Source organism: Paenibacillus glycanilyticus NBRC 16618, assembly GCF_004000805.1.
GTDB classification, from domain to species: domain Bacteria; phylum Bacillota; class Bacilli; order Paenibacillales; family Paenibacillaceae; genus Pristimantibacillus; species Pristimantibacillus glycanilyticus.
The window spans coordinates 188,435-208,161 of record NZ_BILY01000008.1 but is presented as its reverse complement, the minus strand read 5'-3'; the positions used below and the strand labels follow the sequence as shown (position 1 = coordinate 208,161).

General features: G+C 51.0%; 17 protein-coding genes. 12 read left to right on the top strand and 5 right to left on the bottom strand.

Annotated elements, in window-relative coordinates; translation table 11 throughout:
• Positions 1–124: 124 nt before the first annotated feature.
• Positions 125–721 (top strand): YkzI domain-containing protein, encoded by a 597-nt coding sequence (locus PGL01S_RS08725; RefSeq protein WP_127493532.1) that lies wholly within the window; start codon positions 125–127, stop codon positions 719–721.
• Between the two features lie 268 nt (positions 722–989).
• Positions 990–2,402: an NADP-dependent phosphogluconate dehydrogenase gene (gene gnd, locus PGL01S_RS08720; RefSeq protein WP_127493529.1), complete on the top strand. Its 1,413-nt coding sequence runs from the start codon at positions 990–992 to the stop codon at positions 2,400–2,402.
• 10 nt (positions 2,403–2,412) lie between these two features.
• Here the strand turns inward: gnd and PGL01S_RS08715 are convergent, their stop codons facing one another.
• Entirely contained in the window at positions 2,413–2,709 is a 297-nt protein-coding gene (locus tag PGL01S_RS08715; protein WP_127493527.1) for a hypothetical protein, read from the bottom strand.
• A gap of 146 nt (positions 2,710–2,855) precedes the next feature.
• Between PGL01S_RS08715 and PGL01S_RS08710 the strand changes: the two genes are divergently transcribed.
• The 5 genes from PGL01S_RS08710 to ptsP all read left to right on the top strand — a co-directional run bounded on the left by PGL01S_RS08710 (position 2,856) and on the right by ptsP (position 9,044).
• Complete coding sequence (locus PGL01S_RS08710; protein WP_127493525.1) at positions 2,856–3,371, top strand: shikimate kinase; 516 nt, start codon at positions 2,856–2,858, stop codon at positions 3,369–3,371.
• Between the two features lie 35 nt (positions 3,372–3,406).
• Positions 3,407–4,699, top strand: coding sequence for a 3-phosphoshikimate 1-carboxyvinyltransferase (aroA, locus tag PGL01S_RS08705; protein WP_127493523.1), 1,293 nt, complete (start codon positions 3,407–3,409; stop codon positions 4,697–4,699).
• Between the two features lie 30 nt (positions 4,700–4,729).
• Positions 4,730–5,164 carry a CoA-binding protein gene (locus PGL01S_RS08700; protein ID WP_127493521.1) on the top strand — a complete coding sequence of 145 codons (435 nt, stop codon included), beginning with the start codon at positions 4,730–4,732 and terminating at the stop codon, positions 5,162–5,164.
• Between the two features lie 248 nt (positions 5,165–5,412).
• The gene (locus PGL01S_RS08695) at positions 5,413–7,299 is read left to right on the top strand and encodes a glucose PTS transporter subunit IIA (RefSeq protein WP_127493519.1); all 1,887 of its coding nucleotides are present in this window, start codon (positions 5,413–5,415) and stop codon (positions 7,297–7,299) included.
• Positions 7,296–9,044 (top strand): phosphoenolpyruvate--protein phosphotransferase, encoded by a 1,749-nt coding sequence (gene ptsP, locus PGL01S_RS08690; protein ID WP_127493517.1) that lies wholly within the window; start codon positions 7,296–7,298, stop codon positions 9,042–9,044. Before PGL01S_RS08695 ends, ptsP begins: the two co-directional genes overlap by 4 nt.
• A gap of 34 nt (positions 9,045–9,078) precedes the next feature.
• On the opposite strand, the gene PGL01S_RS08685 is transcribed toward ptsP, so the two are convergent.
• Positions 9,079–9,606, bottom strand: coding sequence for a type 1 glutamine amidotransferase domain-containing protein (locus PGL01S_RS08685; RefSeq protein WP_127493515.1), 528 nt, complete (start codon positions 9,604–9,606; stop codon positions 9,079–9,081).
• A 55-nt stretch (positions 9,607–9,661) separates the two neighbouring features.
• Between PGL01S_RS08685 and PGL01S_RS08680 the strand changes: the two genes are divergently transcribed.
• The 4 genes from PGL01S_RS08680 (at position 9,662) to PGL01S_RS08665 (ending at position 12,470) form a co-directional block, all read left to right on the top strand.
• Complete coding sequence (locus PGL01S_RS08680) at positions 9,662–10,078, top strand: VanZ family protein (protein ID WP_127493513.1); 417 nt, start codon at positions 9,662–9,664, stop codon at positions 10,076–10,078.
• 116 nt (positions 10,079–10,194) lie between these two features.
• The gene (locus PGL01S_RS08675; RefSeq protein WP_015845371.1) at positions 10,195–10,608 is read left to right on the top strand and encodes a hypothetical protein; all 414 of its coding nucleotides are present in this window, start codon (positions 10,195–10,197) and stop codon (positions 10,606–10,608) included.
• A 153-nt stretch (positions 10,609–10,761) separates the two neighbouring features.
• Positions 10,762–11,772 (top strand): catabolite control protein A, encoded by a 1,011-nt coding sequence (gene ccpA, locus PGL01S_RS08670; protein ID WP_127493511.1) that lies wholly within the window; start codon positions 10,762–10,764, stop codon positions 11,770–11,772.
• Entirely contained in the window at positions 11,772–12,470 is a 699-nt protein-coding gene (locus PGL01S_RS08665) for a 5'-methylthioadenosine/adenosylhomocysteine nucleosidase (RefSeq protein WP_127493509.1), read from the top strand. The genes ccpA and PGL01S_RS08665 overlap by 1 nt, the downstream gene beginning before the upstream one ends.
• Positions 12,471–12,531: 61 nt before the next feature.
• Here PGL01S_RS08665 and PGL01S_RS08660 read toward each other — a convergent pair whose 3' ends face one another.
• Together PGL01S_RS08660 and PGL01S_RS08655 are read right to left on the bottom strand one after the other, a co-directional pair.
• A complete protein-coding gene (locus tag PGL01S_RS08660; RefSeq protein ID WP_127493507.1) occupies positions 12,532–13,707 on the bottom strand; it encodes an acetoin utilization protein AcuC in 1,176 nt (391 codons plus the stop codon).
• A gap of 26 nt (positions 13,708–13,733) precedes the next feature.
• Positions 13,734–14,369, bottom strand: a complete 636-nt coding sequence (locus PGL01S_RS08655; protein ID WP_127493505.1) for a GNAT family N-acetyltransferase — start codon at positions 14,367–14,369, stop codon at positions 13,734–13,736.
• 237 nt (positions 14,370–14,606) lie between these two features.
• Between PGL01S_RS08655 and acsA the strand changes: the two genes are divergently transcribed.
• Positions 14,607–16,331 carry an acetate--CoA ligase gene (gene acsA, locus PGL01S_RS08650; RefSeq protein WP_127493503.1) on the top strand — a complete coding sequence of 575 codons (1,725 nt, stop codon included), beginning with the start codon at positions 14,607–14,609 and terminating at the stop codon, positions 16,329–16,331.
• Positions 16,332–16,591: 260 nt separating this feature from the next.
• Here acsA and PGL01S_RS08645 read toward each other — a convergent pair whose 3' ends face one another.
• Positions 16,592–19,687: a penicillin-binding protein 1A gene (locus PGL01S_RS08645; RefSeq protein ID WP_127493501.1), complete on the bottom strand. Its 3,096-nt coding sequence runs from the start codon at positions 19,685–19,687 to the stop codon at positions 16,592–16,594.
• Positions 19,688–19,727: the final 40 nt, after the last annotated feature.

Sequence of the window (19,727 nt, the reverse complement as noted above, 5' to 3'; positions counted from 1 at the left end):
TGGACGGCCAATCCTTTAAAATTAGTCAATAATCCAAGTTGCCAGATCATAAGATGGAGTATAAGATAGAAGTAAGACCAAATTGTCAGACTATTTCGTCAAATGCTTGAAAGGAGGGATTGCCGTGAATAAGAGCTACGAAGTCGAATATTGCAATTTGGAGCTGCGTTTTGACCGCCGGCAAATCCAGAACCTCATCCGTGATCTCATTCAGGAAGGGTACTCCTTGTATTGGAGCGAGACGGAGGGGCAGTTCCTCATTTCAATTCGAACAGGTCGTAAGCTCGTGAAGTTAAGGTTTCAGCGGATGAAGAACCGTTACAAGATCGTCGGGGATTACACCATTAAGGACGAGAAGCTGTCGGAGTTGCTTGAAAAGCTTATTAATGACACGCGCGGACATGCGATAGTCAAGCGGATCAAAGATCGTCAGATCGTCATTGAGAACATCATGTTTGGTGAAATAATACGACTTGTGGAGGTGTCCGGAATGGAACATCGGATTATTTATCAAAAGAAGCCATTCGTAACTATAGAGGAAATGATTAAGGCTTTCCAATCCAAGCGTGCCGAGGAACGCGCGGCGGTGCTGCGCTATGAACTGGATTATGAGCTGACGGTTCTGTTCGACGCACTCCAGGAGAACAACGAGGAAGCCGTCGCCGAGTCGAAGGAAAAGCTGGTACTGCTACGTTCGGAAATGCTGCAGCTGGAGCTTTGAGATCTCATAGATAATTTTTTTTCCCAAAAACGAATCAACGGATGGTTCCTGGCGAATCATTTGATTGATTCGTTTTTTTGTCTGTTCGGAATTCTCATTTTCTGGTTAGCATTTCTCCGCAATATAAGGTAAACTTTCTAAAGCGGTCAGGAAAACTAATGGACGAATGCCGACAAATTCGCGCAAATGGTTTTCATCTCCTTGCAAAAGGAGTAATATAAGACTATTGAAGACCACCATATTATAAAGAAAAGGATGGAAGAACCAAATGGCTAAACAGCAAATTGGCGTTATCGGCCTCGCCGTTATGGGTAAAAACCTTGCCCTGAACATTGAGAGCAGAGGTTTCACTGTATCGGTGTACAACCGTTCCCGTGAGAAAACAGATGAATTGATCAAAGAATCCGCAGGCAAGAATCTTGTTCCTGCATACACAGTTGAAGAGTTCGTGCAATCGCTCGAATCTCCTCGCAAAATCCTGATCATGGTACAAGCCGGCGCAGGTACTGACGCAACAATCGACGCTCTTGTTCCGCATCTGGACAAAGGCGACATCATCATCGATGGCGGCAACGCTTATTTCCCTGACACGGTTCGCCGCAGCAAAGCTCTTGAAGAGCAAGGCATCCGCTTCATCGGTACTGGCGTATCCGGCGGTGAAGAAGGCGCCCTGAAAGGTCCTTCGATCATGCCAGGCGGCCAAGAATCGGCTTACAAGCTGGTTGAGCCTATCCTTACAGCTATTTCGGCAAAAGTCGGCGACGACGCTTGCTGCACATATATCGGTCCGGACGGTGCGGGCCACTATGTAAAAATGGTTCACAACGGCATTGAGTACGGCGACATGCAGCTCATCTGCGAAGCTTACGACCTGCTGAAAAACACGTTGGACCTGAACGCTGAAGAGCTTCACAGCATCTTCACGGAGTGGAACAAAGGCGAACTCGACTCCTACCTGATCGAGATCACGGCTGACATCTTCTCCAAATACGATCCTGAGACTGGCAAGCCTATGGTTGACGTTATCCTTGACTCCGCTGGCCAAAAAGGTACCGGCAAATGGACAAGCCAAAGCTCCCTCGACCTTGGCGTGCCACTGTCGATCATCACGGAATCCGTATTTACCCGCTTCCTGTCCGCTATGAAAGACGAGCGCATCGCAGCTAGCAAAGTACTGAACGGTCCTGTGAAAAAACCTTTCGAAGGCGACAAAGTAGCATTCATCGAATCCGTTCGCAAAGCGCTCTTCGCTTCGAAAATTTGCTCGTACGCGCAAGGCTTCGCGCAAATGCGCGCAGCTTCCGAAGAATACGAATGGAACCTTCGCTATGGCGACATCGCAAAGATCTTCCGTGCCGGCTGTATCATTCGTGCGCGCTTCCTGCAAAACATCATGGACGCTTATGACCGCGATCCTAACCTGAGCAATCTGCTTCTTGACCCTTACTTCCAAGGTGTCGTTGATTCGTACCAAGGCGCATGGCGCGAAGTGGTTGGCACAGCTGTAGCTAACGGCGTACCGGTGCCAGCATTCGCAAGCGCATTGTCGTACTTCGACAGCTACCGTTCTGAGCGTCTGCCTGCAAACCTTTTGCAAGCGCAACGCGACTACTTCGGTGCGCATACCTTCAAACGTCTGGACAAAGAAGGTACGTTCCACTACAACTGGATGAATTCCTAATCCGGTTTGATTATTTTAGCCCGTATGAAGCTTCGATGAGGCAATTCCGCAGGCGGGTAGCCTCCTGTTCGGAGTAATGCTTGCGGCGGATCAGCAGCATGGAGGCTTCGGCGAAATAATGAAAGTTTTTCAATAAGCGTGGCTGCGAAAGGTCCCTGAGTGCAGGGTCCCCGTCAGCCACCTTTTTTTTAATATATTCAAGCATCCAGACCACGTCTTCGCGGCATAACGGATGATCGGGACTCAGGATTCGGTCAATTCTTTCGTTGGTCAGGCGGCTATCAGGCAAATTCGATTCAGTGGTCATGCCTTTTCACTCCTATTTATGAAATATGCATCATTATCATCCATACGGCATATGCAACATTTTTATACCCTATACCTGATAAAAAATGATATGATGTTGTGGAAAAGCATGTATGCAGGGGAAAAGAAGACAGGGGAGTTCTTGCATTGAAGCAACGCACAAGCAAAATTGTATTGGTAGGCTTTATGGGAACGGGCAAATCCACCGTCAGCCGATTGCTTGCAGAGCAGCTTGGCTGGTCCCGTTACGATTCGGACGAAGTGATTGTAGAGCGCGAAGGAACGATCTCGAGTCTGTTCGAGACTCTTGGCGAAGCGGGCTTCCGCGACATCGAGAGCAAAGTGCTGGCATCGTTATTGGAAGCGGAGGAAAGCTCCGTTATTGCGACAGGCGGCGGCTGCGTGCTGATGGAACAGAACCGGGAAGCCATGCTGAAGCATGGTTTCGTCGTTGCGCTTACGGCAAATGCGGAGCATATTATCGATCGGGTGAAATCCGATACGTCGCGTCCGTTGCTGCAGGGCGATATTGCAGCCAACGTTCACCGGATTATGGAGCAGCGCAAGAATGCTTACGATTTCGCTCATCTCCGATTGGATACGACGTCATTAACGCCGCATGAAGCGGCCGAGGCGATATTGAAGGCATTGCGGGAGAAATAACGAACCACTCTAATTAAAAGGAGAATTGCTGCATAATGGACGTAATTGTTACACCTACTCCAACACTCCAAGGGGAAATTCAAGCGCTTTCCTCTAAAAACTATACGACTCGCTACCTGCTAGTCGCTGCTCTTGCCGATGGTACTAGCACCATCTATTACCCGGCTCACAGTGAAGACAGCGACGCGATGCGCCGTTGCATCCGCGATTTGGGTGCAATCGTGGAAGAGGACGACGAGAAAATCGTCATCACGGGCTTTGGCAAAAATCCGAAAGCGGTAGATCAACTGGATGTTGGCAATGCCGGCGCGGTACTGCGTTTTCTGATGGCCATTGCTTCGCTGTGCCCGGATGTTACTTTCATTAACCGTTATCCGGATTCCTTGGGCAAACGCCCGCATAACGATCTGATCGATGCGCTTGGCCAAATGGGCGTAAAGATTGAACATAACGAAGGCAAGCTGCCAATCCGCATCCAGGGCGGAGCGCCAAAAGGCGGCAAAATTCAAGTATCCGGCAACGTCAGCTCGCAATTCCTGAGCGCGCTCCTGTTCCTTACTCCGCTTCTCCCGGAAGACAGCGAGATCGAAGTGCTGCATGATCTGAAATCGAAGGTTGTTGTGGGACAGACGCTTGAAGTGCTTGAGCAGGCAGGCATCGTGATTCACGCCAGCGAAGATCTCATGCATTATCGCGTACCGGGCAACCAGAAATACGAAGCGAAGAAATATGTCGTTCAAGGCGACTACCCGGGTTCGGCGGCGATTCTTGCTGCGGCTGCGGTAACGAATTCGGACGTCATCGTTCACCGTCTGGCTGAGAACAGCAAGCAAGGCGAACGCGCGGTCGTTGACGTGCTGCGCATGATGGAAGTACCCCTTACGCACGAGAACGGCATCGTTCACGTTAAAGGCAACGGCAAGCTTAAAGCGGTTGAGTTCGATGGCGATAAAGCAACGGATGCGGTTCTCGCGATGGTTGCCGCGGCGGTCTTTGCCGAAGGCACTTCGCGCTTCTACGACGTTGAGAATCTGCGTTACAAAGAATGCGACCGGATTACGGACTACTTGAACGAGCTGCGCAAAGCAGGCGCTAATGTAGAAGAACGCCAAGCCGAGATTATCGTTCACGGCCGTCCGGAAGGCGTTGAAGGCGGCGTAGAGATTAATGCCCATTATGACCACCGCGTTATTATGGCGCTCACCGTTGTTGGCCTGCGCGCCAAAAATCCAATCAGGATCCGCGACGCGCATCATGTTGCCAAGTCTTATCCGATTTATTTTGATCATTTGAAAGCGTTAGGCGCAAACGTAGAATGGGTAGAATAAAGGAAAAAGGATGAAAGCGAGGCGCTGATTATGGCATTTGAAAATCCGACCCGAGATGAAATCAAGGAAATTCTGCAAGCGAGCAACACCATTGCCGTCGTGGGATTGTCCGACAAGCCGGACCGCGTATCCTACATGGTATCGCAGGCGATGCAAAAGAAGGGCTACCGCATCATTCCGGTAAATCCCGCTGCCGAGACCATTCTGGGCGAGAAGAGTTACGCTTCTCTCAAAGATATTCCGGAGCCGGTTGATATCGTGAACGTCTTCCGCCGTCCCGAGCATACGCCTCCGATTGCGGAAGAAGCCGTGGCTATCGGTGCGAAGACACTTTGGCTACAGCTTGGCATCGCGAATGACGAAACGGCGAGAATTGCATCCGAAGGTGGACTTCAGGTCATTATGGACCGCTGCATCAAGGTGGAGGATTCGATTCTTCTGCCCCATGGGAAGCAGACAACCTAAACAGTGCCTTTTAAGTTATACCTTACATTGGCGGGCCATCAAGGCCCGTCTTTGCTTTGACAAAAAAGCCTGAACGCCTTACCATCGTTATAGAGAAAAGGATCAGGCAAGAAGAATTATCGCAAACGCGTAAGTACATGCTTACGAAGCAAGAATTATCGCAAAAAACGCAATAATTCTTTAAGCGAATGCTTACGATGCAAGAATTATCGCAAAAAACGCAATAATTCTTTTTAGGAGGTGAAAAAGTGAATTTTCTAGGAAGGTTTCAGCAGCTTGGACGGGCTTTTATGCTGCCTATGATCGTACTTCCCGCTGCGGCAATCTTTTTATTTCTAAGCCAGCTGCCATGGGATCTTCTTGGAATTCCCGATACCGCGGACTATTTGCAGGCCGCAGGCCATGCGATTTTCACGTTTCTTCCCTATATCTTTGCCCTAGGCGTATCGCTGGGTTTAACGGGCAACGCGCTGGCAGCCGGTATGGCTGCGCTCGCGGGGATGGTAATTTATGTTGGCGTCACGGGAACGGCCGATCCGCAAATCGAACCAACCGTGTTTGTAGGTTCCATTATCGGTATGATTTCCGGCTTCAGTTACGAACGTTTTAAGAACCTGCGATTACCGGAGTATATACAGTTTTTCGGCGGGCCGCGGTTTGTGCCTTTATTCGTCAGTGTTGTAACCGTTATCTTGTCCATGGCCATGATCGGCGTTGCGCCGTTAATTCAGCGCATGCTGGAGGGGCTCGGCGATATCGTCGCTTCCGGCGGCGGGTTTGGCGTGTTTTTGTTCGGATTCTTGTACCGGATTCTAGTTGTGTTTGGTCTTCATCACCTGCTCAGCCATGTGTTCTGGTTCCAGGTGGGGGGCTACGAGACGGCGGACGGATCGATGGTATACGGCGATTTGCCGCGGTTTTTCGCAGGCGACCCGACTGCCGGGGCATTTATGGCCGGCATGTATCCGATCGTCATGTTTGCTTTACCGGCTATCGCGTTCGCCATCATTCACGAGGCCAGGGAAGATTTGAAGCCAAAGATCCGGAAGACGTTCCTTTATGCGTCTCTGGCCTCTTTTCTGACAGGAGTCACGGAACCTGTCGAGTTTGCCTTTTTGTTTGTTGCGCCTTATTTATTTGTGGTGCATGCGATCTTGTCGGGCATTATTATGTGGGTCACCTATGAATTGGGTATCCGGCACGGATTCTCTTTCTCCGGCGGCGTTATCGACTACATTATTAACGAACATCTGGCTACAAGAGGCTGGCTGCTGATCCCGATCGGGATTGTAGTTGGACTTGTGTATTACGTGGTGTTCCGCTGGGCAATCAACCGGTTCCGGATTCCTACCCCGGGCCGCGAGGAAGGCTCGCAGCTCGACGAATGGGCGGGCGACATTCCTTACCGAGCTCCCCTTATCCTGCAGGCAATCGGCGGCAAAGACAACATTGTGCAGATGGAGTCCTGTATTACAAGGCTTCGCCTTAAAGTTTCCAACGAGAAGCTGCTCGATAACAATGCCTTGAGAAATCTGGGGGCGGCAGGGGTGCTTAGACTCGGCGGAGGTAACGTTCAGGTCGTATTCGGTACGTACTCGGAATTAATCCGGGCAGAGATGCTAAAAGCGATTCAACGCGACCAGGAGCAGGTGCTGTTCAGCTCGCCTGTGCAAGGACGCATGATTCCGCTCGAGGATGTTCCCGATCCGATATTTGCAGGCAAGCTGGTTGGACAAGGCGTTGCCTTTATTCCCGAGAAAGGCGAGCTTGTATCGCCTGTTAAAGGCACGGTAATGATCGTGTACCCAACGATGCATGCCGTAGGCATTCGCACGCAGGAAGGGCTTGAGGTTCTGCTTCATATCGGTATCGACACTTCCAAGCTGACCGGAAAATCGTATTTCAAAGCGGTTGTCGAGGAGGGGCAGGAGGTTATGCCGGGCGACATGCTCGTGCGCTTTGATCTGCAGCGCGTCCGCAAGGAAAGCAAATCTCTTGCTACGCCGATGGTTATTACCAATTCGGATCTTGTTCATTCCTGGCGCTTCGCGCCTTTTAAAGCAGTGAAGAAGGGGCAGTCTTCGGTTTTATCCGTTGTCCTTAAAGAGAGAAATGGTGGAGGGGAAAAACCATGATACAAGGAATAGGAGCTTCGGCCGGCATTGCGATCGGGAAGTCTTTTGTGCTGCCGAACTGGGAGTGGGAATTTCCCGAGCAGCGAGTGGATGTAGCGGATTTCGCCCGTGAATTCGAGCGAGTCTACGAGGGGATACGTACATCCAAGCATGAGATCGAACAGATCAAAGATGAGCTCAGAGAAGTGGTTGGTTCCGACGAAACGCAAATTTTCGATGCGCATCTCGCGATTTTGGACGATCCGGTGTTTATGAACGAGATTCAGGGGATCATTCAGCGTCAGTATAAAGCGGCGGAAGTTGCGGTGAAGGAAGCCATCGATCATTTCGTCACGATGTTTGATCTGCTGGATGACGAGTATATGAAGGAACGCGCCCTCGATATCAAGGATGTCGGGAACCGCTTGCTCAAGCATCTGCTTGGCGCTCCGGAGATTACTCTCCCATCGGATACCCAGCCTTTTATTCTGATTGCGCGGGAGCTTTCGCCTTCCCAGCTGGCCCATATCAACCCGAACAACGTGCTTGGCATTGTGACGCTTGCCGGAAGCTCGACCTCTCATTCCGCCATTATGGCCCGCGCTCTTGGCGTACCGCTAGTCGTAGGGGTAGAAGCCAAGCTGGAGGAGCCGATCCAGACCGGTCAATCCCTTATTATCGACGGTACGGAAGGACTGCTGTTCATTGAACCGGATGACTCGTTAATCCAGCATTACTCCGAACTTCAAACCAGGCAGGCGGAAGCGAGACATCGTCTGAGCGGCATTGCCGGCCACCAGTCGGTGACACCGGACGGCAAGGTGCTTGGTCTGGCGGCCAATATCAGCTCCCTGAAGGAGCTGGAAGTCGCGTTGTCGAGCGGCGCGCATGGCGTTGGATTGTTCCGCACGGAGTTTCTGTACATGGACCGGAACCGTTTCCCTAAGGAAGAGGAGCAGTTCGAGGTTTACAAAAGCGTCGCCGAAAAGCTGGCAGGCGAACCGCTTATTATCCGGACGCTGGATATCGGCGGAGATAAGCAGCTTGATTACTTCAATATTCCGGAAGAGGACAATCCGTTCCTTGGTTACCGGGCTATCCGAATCTCGCTTGATCGCAAGGACTTGTTCAAGACGCAGCTGAGAGCGATTTTGCGCGCGAGCAGCTATGGGCAAGTGAAGGTGATGTATCCGCTGATTTCGTCGGTAGAGGAAGTAAGAGCGGCTAACCAGGTGCTGGCGGAAGCCAAGCAGGAGCTGGAGAGGGAAGGGATCGCTTACGATCCGGGCATCCAGGTGGGCATTATGGTTGAAGTGCCGGCTGCCGTTATGCTTTCGGATTTGCTTGCGCAGGAGGTTGATTTCTTCAGCATCGGAACAAATGATCTTGTTCAATTCACGCTAGCGGTCGACCGGATGAATGAGGAGATCAGTTATCTGTACGAACCGTTTCACCCTGCGGTGCTTCGCATGTTGAAGCAGACGGTTGAAGCGGCCAAGCGGAACGGAATCAAGGTTGGAGTATGCGGCGAGCTTGCAGGTGACCTGCGTGCGCTGCCGATCTGGCTGGGGCTTGACGTGGATGAAATCAGCATGTCCTCCCATTCCATTCTGCAAGTGAAAGAGCGGCTGCTCTGCACAACGCAGGAAGACAGCCGCTTGCTGCTGCCGCAGCTGCTGGAATGCCGCATAAGCGCGGACATTCATCAGAAGCTGAAGCAATTTATGGATTCCGTTGACGGGAAAGGGGCAGCCTCCGCGATTTAGCGGAGGGCTCCTTTTGTCTTAGTGCCGCTTTCGGCTAGGCCTGCTGCTCCAAGGCGTCAACAAAAGCCTTTGCATAAGGAGGCAAATCCGGCGGACGGCGTGCGGAGATTAGATTTCCGTCTACCACAACCGCTTCGTCGAACCATTCGGCGCCGGCGTTTTCCATATCGTCGCGAATGCCCGGCGTGGATGTGACTTTGCGTCCTTGCAGGATTTTGGCGGAGATGAGAACCCAGCCGGCATGACAGATTTGGCCAATCGGCTTGCCGGCCGCATCAAGCTCCTGAACAAGCTTGAGCACCTTTGGATAACGGCGCAGCTTGTCCGGCGCCCAGCCGCCGGGAACGAGCAGGCCGGCAATATCGGCGCTGTTTACTTCGTCGAAGGAGAGATCGGCGACAGCGGGGACGCCGTATTTACCGATATGCTTCTTGCCCTTTTCCGGGCCGGCATACAGGACGGTGGCTCCGGCTTCGCGGACTCGGTATACCGGATACCAAAGCTCGAGATCCTCGAACTCGTCGTCAAGCAGACAAATAACCGTTTTATTATGTAGTGACATGATTGATTTCCTCCCGTATTTATTATTTCATATTCATTGTAACGAAGGAGAACACATGAATCAAACGAACAGACGCCGGATCCTCCGTTTTGTGCCGGCCGTGATTTGGATGGCGGTTATATTCGCATTTTCCTCCCGCACGGGCGATGAGATGAATACGATGCTGCCGTTCTTCCGTAAGTTTTTCCCGCATATGGCAAGCTTCGACTGGGGGCATTTCATCGCTTACTTTATATTGGCTGCCTCTTTCGATTACGGACTTGGACAAAAGGGCGACCGTCTCCTCTTCAAGCTGTCGATAATTATCGGGTGCGGTCTTTACGGAGTGACGGATGAATACCATCAATCCTTTGTTGGCGGCAGGATGCCCGATGTGATGGATATTCGGAACGATATGATCGGGGCGGCCATTTGGGTCATTCTGGTATCGATTCCATTCTTGAAGAAGCGCTGGCGGAAAGTCGCTCCATAGTAAAAATTACATAGTGCGGATAAGCAGGATTTTATGCAGAAAAGGTCGAATCCTTTACGCATCTCGAAATAGAAAAAGAGGAACGGAAGAGAAGCGCGTAAAGGGAGTGGACTAAAGTGCAGAAAAGGTGTCATTGCGGTGACATCATGAAGATGAAACTGCGTACAGTGATTTATTCGGGGAAAGTCGAAATCGACAATGTTCCGATCTATTCATGCTCGGTATGCAGCCGCAGCGAAGTACTTCCCGATGTGAAGCCGGATCTGACCGGACTCATCGCAAAGCTGGGTCAGGAGCCGCCGAAGCAAACATTTTTGTTTAATGAATGCAACGAATGGGCAGACCTGCTCGTAGAAGCGAGTGAAGACAAAAACCAGCCGGATCCGTATCATATCGAACGGCTGACGCAAGAGCGCATCAACAATCTGCTCGACCTGCATCTGATTGCGCAATCGCTTCATGATGAGGAATGGATTGCTGATATTAACAAAAGGCTATCTCAACTTAGCAGACGGTCCATGCATACATAAGCCATACGGGAATATCACTCTCCATTCGCTGCATGATGAAGCACAGATTGACGCCAGACATGCGCTAACATTGCGAAAAGTAATATTTTGTCGTATGATTACGTTAATATGCAGCGAACGTAAATAAAATTTGAGATATTGGAGAGAAGTACCGTGACGGTTACCATTTATGATGTAGCAAGAGAAGCAGGAGTATCGATGGCTACGGTTTCTCGGGTTGTGAACAACAATCCGAACGTGAAGCCGGCAACGCGCAAAAAGGTGTACGAGGCTATTGAACGACTCGGGTACCGTCCAAATGCGGTTGCTCGGGGCTTGGCCAGCAAGAAAACGACGACGGTCGGCGTTGTCATTCCGGATATTTCGAATGCGAATTTCGCCGAGGTTGCGCGTGGTATTGAAGATATTGCGAATATGTACCATTATAATATTATTTTGTGTAACGCGGACAAGAAGAAGGATAAAGAGATCCGCGTAATCAACACGCTTTTGGAAAAGCAAGTGGACGGGCTGCTCTTTATGGGCGGCGCTGTGACGGAAGAGCATATGCAGGCGTTCAAGACGGCGAATGTGCCAATCGTCCTTTGCGCAACAACGGATGAGAACGGTCAAATTCCTTCTGTTGACATTAACCATGAAGAAGCGGCTTACGACGCCGTGCGCAAGCTGGTTCAGGAAGGCCACAAACGTATTGCGATGATCAGCGGTACGCTGCAGGATCCGGCCAATGGTTATGCCCGTTTCCAAGGGTACAAGCGTGCGCTTGAAGACTCGGGAATTCCATACGATGAAACGCTGGTTCGCACGGGTAATTACCGTTACGAATCGGGTGTTGAAGCCATGAAATATTTCATTGATCTGTCGGTGCGTCCTACCGCCGTGTTTGCAGCTACGGATGAAATGGCTATTGGCGCCATTCACTGTATTCAAGACTCCGGTCTGAAAGTGCCTGACGATGTCTCGGTAATCAGTGTTGACAATACGCGTATGGCGTCGATGGTTCGTCCGCAGCTGACCGCCGTTGCCCAGCCGATGTATGATATTGGCGCGGTATCGATGCGTCTGCTCACGAAGCTGATGAAGAAGGAAGTTGTTGAACACGCGAAAGTGGTTTTGCCGCATGAAATCGTTGTTCGGCAATCCGTTGGAGGTTTGCAAGCATAATGGCTTTTAATAAAATCGGTATTATTGGCGCAATGGTCGAAGAGATCGAGCTGTTGCATCAAAATGTTCATGTAACAAACAGCGTAACGAAAGCTGGCATTACCTATTACGAAGGCCAGCTTCATGGGAAGACGGTTGTGTTCTGCAAATCCGGTGTAGGGAAAGTTAACGCGGCTGTCTGCACGCAGATTCTGATTGATCTGGGTGTTGACAGCGTCTTATTCACCGGGGTAGCAGGGGCGCTTGATCCGCGTCTCAATATCGGTGATATCGTCGTTTCTTCCATCTGCGTGCAGCATGATATGGACGTAACGCCTCTTGGATTCGCCAAAGGGGTTATTCCTTATCAGGAGCGTTCGGAGTTCACGGCCGATGAACGGCTCGTGAAGCTTGCATCGGAAGCAAGCGAGCGTCTGTTTGAAGGGCGTAGCTTGATTGGTAAAGTATTGTCCGGCGATCAGTTCATCGCAAGCCGGGATACGGTTCGCGAGCTGTATGAGAACATGCAGGGCGCATGTGCGGAGATGGAAGGCGCTTCGGTCGCGCATGTGTGCGATTTGAATGAAGTACCGTTTGTTGTTATCCGCTCGATGTCGGATAAAGCTGACGGTTCGGCGCATGTGAATTACGCGGAGTTTACGGTAACGGCAGCCAACAATTCTTATGCGATTATAGATGACATGATTCAGCATATTTAACGCAAAAAACGTCCGTTCCGAAAGGTACGGGCGTTTTTTTATTTTCAGATACGTTGGTTTCTCATAGATCTTGAATGGCGATGGCTACGGTCTGGCGGTTTTTGCTCTCAATTTCTGCTCTCCGCGGAATAGGCAGGAGCTGACTTCTATCATCCAGCCAACTTGCGGGAAGGGGATCAGGGCTTGAGGCGGACCATTTATCCAGCCAGGCTTGTGGCAGCGGAACGTCTTCATGACGGATTAGCCGGTCTACGATCGGATGATCCGTCATCGTCAGCCAGACAAGCGACCAGGCTCTGGGGACAACCCTCCACCAGTCGTAACCGCCGCCGCCTAGAGCAACCCAGCGACCCTCCGTATGCTTGTGGGCAAGCTCGTGGATGATCATCGGCATTTCCTGATAGATTCTCATGCTGCAATGAATATGCGATAAAGGGTCATACGCATGCGCGTCACAGCCATGTTGGCTTACGATAATATCGGGCTTGAAGGCTTCGGCGATTTTTGTTACCGAGCTGCGAAAGCATTCCAGCCAGGAGTCATCCTCCGTGTAAGGCTCCATCGGAATATTGTAGCAGGCTCCGTAACCGGTGTCTGCTCCTTTCTCATGGACAAATCCGGTTCCGGGGAAAAGGAATTTGCCGGTTTCATGAATGGAGTAGGTGCAGACATCGGGATCATGGTAAAAGCTCCATTGCACGCCGTCCCCGTGATGGACATCCGTATCGATATACAAGACGCGCGCGCCATAGGTTTGGCGTATGTATTGAATAGCAACGGCAGCGTCGTTATAGACGCAGAACCCCGCACCGCGGTCAGGAAAGGCGTGATGCAGGCCGCCGGCCATATGATAAGCATGAACAGCTTGGCCGCTCATGACGAGTTCAGCAGCGTGAACGGAGCCGGCGGTTATAGTCGCCGCCGCGTTGTGCATTCCGGGAAAAAAGGGTGTGTCCTCCGTATCAAGTCCGTATTTTCCGGCAGCCGCGGCCGCTTCTTGGGCAGGGCTCTCCGCGCTTAGCTGCTGAACGGTATTGATGTAATCCGCCCGGTGAACGAGCGCAAGCAGCTCCTCGTCTGCCGTCGCGGAAGGGGAGTTCATTTGATCCTGTTGGAGTGCTCCCGCGGCATGCAGCAAATCAAGCGTTAGAGCAATACGAAAAGGGCTAAACGGATGCTGCTCTCCAAATTGATAACGGGTACTGTCAGAATGATGAACGAATATTGCGTTAGTCACTTCTTAACCTCCCAAATAAAAACACGCTAATACATGAAACGCTGCCTGAAGCGGATTCGGTCGAACTGCTCTTCGGATTCCTGTGGTACTTCTTTGCCGATGCGTACCATCAAGCAGTTTGCGGGATGCGAGCAAATCTCCGGATCATCGGTTGCGTACCAGACCATGCCGACGGATTTCATCAGCTTCTCCATAATTCCCCGGTACTCCCATACGCTCAGCTTTGTCCCTTCCAAATCCCAATGCCAGTAATACTCGGTGGTAAAGACGATCATATTTTCAAGCTGTCCGTCTGCGAAAGCCAATTGAATCATTTTTTTGCCGAGCCCGTAGGATCGGTATTGATCCGCTACTTCAATGGCTCCGAGTTCAACTAAATCCGGCATGCCGGCTTCGTACCAGCGTTCCAGCTCGTCCGGGTAATGAAAGGTGACATAGCCGACTATCAGCTCGTCTACGCGGGCTAAAATAATGCGTCCTTCTTCAAGACCTGCAATCTCCACCAGTGCTTCATGCTGATCCTTGGGCCGCCTGAACGCGTCCAGATCGGCATGCATGGCGAGTGTCTGCAAGGACTCCGGAGAGACGGGACCTTCAATGATGCAGATTCGGCCGTCCTGCAATTCTATCTGCTGCCGTTGATACATTTTGCGATGCTCCAATAACGGTATCTCCTTTCCGAGGCCGTGAGCTCCCTTATATTTAAGGTTATAGCAAACATCGGGGAAAATGAAAAGCATAGTCGAATGGAAAGTCATTATGCTATAATTGTTGTGGCGGTTGAGTAACCGGGAAAGATGCGATTGATGGACGGCTTGTTTGCCTGCAAGATCCGGCTAGCAATTGAAAGCGTATTCTTTGCGGTTAATGTTTAACAGATTTGATGGGAGAGTGATAGAATGATCAACTTGCATCAAGAACGAATTCCAGCAGTGGCAACAAATCCGAATCTTAAGAATTACGAGCAAGCATCGAATGATTTCAAATGGGAAGAGATTGAAAGCCAATTCAGCTGGCATGAGACAGGGAAAGTAAACATGGCGTACGAAGCCATTGACCGTCATGTGGAATCCGGTAAAGGCGCGAATATCGCTCTTTACTACAGCGACAGCGCGCGCGATGAATCTTATACGTATGAACAAATGAGCAAGCAGTCGAACCGGTTCGCGAATGTATTGCGGAAATACGGCATCGGCAAGGGACAACGGGTATTTATCTTTATGCCGCGCACGCCGGAATTGTATTTTGGCCTATTAGGCGTCCTGAAGGTAGGTGCCGTTGTAGGCCCGCTATTCGAAGCTTTTATGGAGACGGCAGTCAAAGACCGCTTGCAGGACAGCGAAGCTACGGCGATTATTACGACGCCTGCTCTTCTTCCGCGAATTAAACGTGACGAGCTGCCTAATCTGAAACATATTTTTGTCTTTGGCGACAATGTAGCGGCTGACGATGTTATCGTCGACTTCAACACGGAGATGGCGCAAGCTTCGGAAGAAGCCGAGATCGAATGGCTTGATCGCGAAGATGGCCTTATTCTCCACTACACATCCGGTTCTACCGGCAAGCCTAAAGGGGTCTTCCACGTACAGAACGCCATGATTCAGCATTACTACACGGGTAAAATCGTACTGGATCTGAAAGAAGGCGATATTTACTGGTGTACGGCTGACCCGGGCTGGGTTACGGGAACCTCTTACGGCGTCTTTGCGCCATGGCTGAACGGAGCGACAAACGTGATCCGCGGCGGACGCTTCAGTCCAAGCGACTGGTATGGCACGATCCAGAAGTACGGCGTAACGGTATGGTATAGTGCCCCAACCGCATTCCGTATGCTGATGGGAGCAGGGGACGACCTGTCAAGCTCCTTCGATCTGTCGAGCCTGCGTCACGTGCTCAGCGTTGGCGAGCCGCTTAACCCGGAGGTTGTGCGCTGGGGAATGAAGGTTTACAATCAACGCATCCATGATACATGGTGGATGACGGAAACCGGCGGTCAGCTAATCTGTAACTATCCGTCCATGGATATCAAGCCGGGTTCGATGGGTAAACCGCTGCCAGGCGTCAAAGCGGCGATTATCGACGATCAAGGCAACGAGCTTCCGCCATATCGCATGGGTAACCTGGCCGTACAGACGCCATGGCCATCAATGATGCGGAAAATTTGGAACAATCCTTCGAAATACGAGGAATATTTCCGTATTCAAGGCTGGTACATTTCCGGAGACTCTGCTTATATGGATGAGGACGGCTACTTCTGGTTCCAAGGCCGTATTGATGATGTCATCAACACTGCCGGTGAGCGGGTAGGCCCGTTTGAAGTAGAGAGCAAGCTTGTAGAGCATCCAGCGGTCGCGGAAGCGGGGGTAATCGGCAAGCCGGACCCCATGCGCGGCGAGATTATTAAAGCGTTTATCGCCCTTCGTGAGGGCTATACGGCTTCGGATGAGCTGAAGGCCGAGATTGCGCAATTCGTAAAAGTCGGATTGTCGGCTCATGCCGCGCCACGCGAAATCGAGTTCAAAGACAAGCTGCCGAAGACGCGAAGCGGTAAAATCATGCGCCGCGTTCTCAAAGCTTGGGAGCTTAACCTCCCAACAGGCGACCTGTCGACTATCGAGGACTAATCCTATATAAAACAAAAGCGCCACGGAATTTATCCGTGGCGCTTTTTTCTGTTCATTTTCTTAACGGAGCAGTTTGAATGATTCTGGAGAAGCGGGATTATGCTTACGAAGTAGCTTTCTTTCAGAAAGCTTTTACGTTCGCCTTTGTACTCCGGATTCCCACCCTGATAAACTTGTTCAAGGAATCCGGGTACAACAGCGATCGGAAGAACATTCAAATGCGCAGTCAGCCATTTAAATGTTTTATTCAATCTGCTTCGTTATTTCCCAACCTTTACTTGCTGAGAAGGAGGGGATTTGCCGGTATCGTTCTCCGCAATGACGTAGAAGGTACCGGTCGTAAGCGGTGAAGCATATTCAAAGCTTGGTTTTTGAGTCTTTCCGACCTCAACGTATTTACCGTCGTTATTTGCGCTGAAGTATACATGATAAGTCGTAACGTATTCGGCATCCGCATTTGCGTTCCAAATCAGCAGCACGCTCAAATCAGTTGGTGCTGCAGCCAAGCCGCTTGGTGAGGAAGGCGGAGCCAGATCCGGATGCTCGGTACCCGTGTTGCTGCCGTTGTCGGTGTTGGTGTTATCGCCAGGCAAACCAGGAAGGCCAGGAAGCTCTACAGCTCCTTTTCCGAATGTAACGACTTGACTTGCCGCAGATTCTTTGCCGGCTACGTCGACCGCAGTGACATAGAAGCTGTAGCCTTGATTGCCGGATACCGTCATTTTTGCTTTCAGTTCATCGCCAACGAGAATGGAATCCCCAACCTTTTGGGCAGGCTGTCCGTTTACGGATTGATAAACCCGGTAGCCTACAATATCCTTCTCGGTGCCGCCTGTAAAGGTCAGCATAACGACTCCGGATCCAATAGATTGCAGCTTCACATTGCTTGGCGCATTTGGCGCATTGCCGTCATCTACCCGCGGATCCACTTTGGATGGCGCATTGGTATCCGCATCGGCAGGCAAATAGGATTCCAGCGATTTTCTGCTGCTTGCCGGAAGCTTCTCTTGCGCCGCCCTGATTTCATCCATTAATTCATCCAGCGGTTTCTTCCGCTTAATAACGATTCGTTCGCGCACCATGTCTTTTGGTGTAGCCGGATTAGGTACATAGTTGACGCCGTTGAACGGAATATATGCCATTTTCACCAAAGCGTCATCGGTTTCCTTCGGCAAATACTTCTGATTGAACCAGTCCGTGACAAGCATGCCGGATTCCTTCGTCAGCTGGCTTGGAAGCTTGCCGCTTGCGCTGGATACCGTAGCTTTCACAAGGCCGGAAGGACGTTCGAATTCCTTCGTCGGGAAGAGCTCGGGCTTAGCTTTTGTAATCTCATTCATCATAAGCGCCCAGATCGAGCGTGCCCGCTTCTTGCCAGGGTCGGACAAGGTATGAATTTGCTCTTCGTAACCTGCCCAAACGCCAAGGGTAACATCCGGGGTGAAGCCCATAAACCATACGTCGCCGTAGCTTTGCGTCGTACCGGTTTTGCCTGCGATCGGAATTTTACCGTATTGCTTGAAGTCGGAAGTTAACGAATGAGCGGTACCTTGGCCGCTCGATACGACCGTCTTCAGCATGTCGGTAACCAGGAATGCCGTTTGCGGCGAGAATACTTGCTTTGGAGCAGCTTTATGCTCGTAAACCGCTTTTCCTTGCGAATCGGTAATTTTTGAAATCATGTAAGCATCATTAAAGACGCCTTTATTCGGAATCGCGCCATACGCATTCGTCAGCTCTTCAACCGAAACCCCGATGCTGAGACCGCCAATTACGCCGGTCTGCGCATTGTCGTCCTGCGGCTGCAAGGTCGTAATGCCAAGATCGCGCGCGAAGCTCCATGCGCCTTTGATCGTAACATCGTCAAGGAAGATCTTGATAGCCGGCAGGTTGAGCGAGCGGTTAAGCGCTTCGCGCGCCGTCACAAGCCCAAGGTATCTGTTCGTCGAGTTTTTCGGAATATGGAAGCCTTTTTGTCCGTCCTTCAGTACCACGGGAGCATCATCAACAATGCTTGCAGGTTGAATGAGTCCTTTATCGATAGCTGGCAGATAGGCGGCGATCGTCTTCATCGCCGAGCCTGGCTGACGCGTCATCTGAGTGGCAAAGTTCATTTGCTCCTCGTAAAAGTCACGGCCTTCCAGCATGCTCAGAATCGCGCCGGTCTTGTGATCGATCATGACGGCAGCTGTTTGCTCGAGACCCTTCTCCTTGCTGAAGGCGGAGAAATTCTTAGGATTTGCCGCGATATCGTGCATGATCTTGTAGATCTCTTTGTCAATCGTAGTATAGACATGATAACCGCCGTTGAGCAGACGCTGGCGGGCATCTTCTACAAGCGCGGAGTTTTCTTTCTTCTTCAGGTCCGACTGGGTAAGCTTCGGATTCTCCTGAAGAACCAGGATTTCAGCAGCCTGGCGTTCCGCCTCCAGCATCAGGTAAGGATAAGTCGTATATGCCTTTTCCGATGGAGGTGCGAGGGAGGAGCGGATATCAAAAGCTTTTGCTTCATCGTATTGCTGCTTCGTAATCCGTCCGAATTTCAGCATCTGCGAGAGTACGGTGCCTTGGCGTTCAATAGCAAGCTGGAAGCCTTCCTCATCGAATTGTCCTTTGCTCGTGAACGCGGTATAGGCCGAAGGGCGCTGCGGCAGGCCGGCCAGATAAGCAGCCTGAGCAATATTTAATTGATTAAGGTCGGTGATATTGAACAGCCCCCGGGCTGCCGATTTAATACCGTATAGATTATAGCCGCTAGAACCGTTGCCGAACGGGACCTTGTTCAAATAAGCGGCGAGAATCTCGCCTTTGGTCAGATAACGCTCCATGCGGAGTGCAAGAAACATCTCTTTTACTTTACGGCTGTCCGTCTTGTCCAAGCTGAGGAATACGCGCCGAGCCAGCTGCTGCGTCAGCGTACTGCCGCCGGTTTGCGTTTCTTCATTTAATAGCTTCTGTTTCACTGCCCGTCCAAGACCGTTGATATCGACGCCTTTGTGATGCATGAAGTTGTTATCCTCAATGGCAAGCACGGCATCGATAACCTGCTGAGGCAGATCGTCGTATTCGATTGGCGTCCGGTCCTCCTCGGTCCGGAGCTGTCCGACCAGCGTGTCGTCATTGAAATACACATATCCCGTAATCGAATTTTCGTTTACTTTCTCCTCGATTAATGTGCGAGGACGCACCGCTTCGTCTTTGACAAGCGAGGCGACATAGCCGGTTAAAGCCCCGCCGGTTAATAAACCGATAAAAATGCCGAAATAAATGAGCCATTTGACAGTCATCAATGATATGATTCCGAAAGTACGCCATCCGCTCCTGCGGGGCGGCGATTTGCGATCTTCTTCTTGCATATGTACAAATTCCCCCTCTAAATGACCAGAACCTATTATA

What these genes read in the sequence shown, in the direction of transcription:
- gnd (WP_127493529.1), top strand. Translation starts at nt 990, where the DNA reads ATGGCTAAACAGCAAATTGGCGTTATCGGCCTCGCCGTTATGGGTAAA.
- PGL01S_RS08715 (WP_127493527.1), bottom strand. Translation starts at nt 2,709, where the DNA reads ATGACCACTGAATCGAATTTGCCTGATAGCCGCCTGACCAACGAAAGA.
- aroA (WP_127493523.1), top strand. Translation starts at nt 3,407, where the DNA reads ATGGACGTAATTGTTACACCTACTCCAACACTCCAAGGGGAAATTCAA.
- PGL01S_RS08700 (WP_127493521.1), top strand. Translation starts at nt 4,730, where the DNA reads ATGGCATTTGAAAATCCGACCCGAGATGAAATCAAGGAAATTCTGCAA.
- ptsP (WP_127493517.1), top strand. Translation starts at nt 7,296, where the DNA reads ATGATACAAGGAATAGGAGCTTCGGCCGGCATTGCGATCGGGAAGTCT.
- PGL01S_RS08685 (WP_127493515.1), bottom strand. Translation starts at nt 9,606, where the DNA reads ATGTCACTACATAATAAAACGGTTATTTGTCTGCTTGACGACGAGTTC.
- PGL01S_RS08680 (WP_127493513.1), top strand. Translation starts at nt 9,662, where the DNA reads ATGAATCAAACGAACAGACGCCGGATCCTCCGTTTTGTGCCGGCCGTG.
- PGL01S_RS08665 (WP_127493509.1), top strand. Translation starts at nt 11,772, where the DNA reads ATGGCTTTTAATAAAATCGGTATTATTGGCGCAATGGTCGAAGAGATC.
- acsA (WP_127493503.1), top strand. Translation starts at nt 14,607, where the DNA reads ATGATCAACTTGCATCAAGAACGAATTCCAGCAGTGGCAACAAATCCG.
- PGL01S_RS08645 (WP_127493501.1), bottom strand. Translation starts at nt 19,687, where the DNA reads ATGCAAGAAGAAGATCGCAAATCGCCGCCCCGCAGGAGCGGATGGCGT.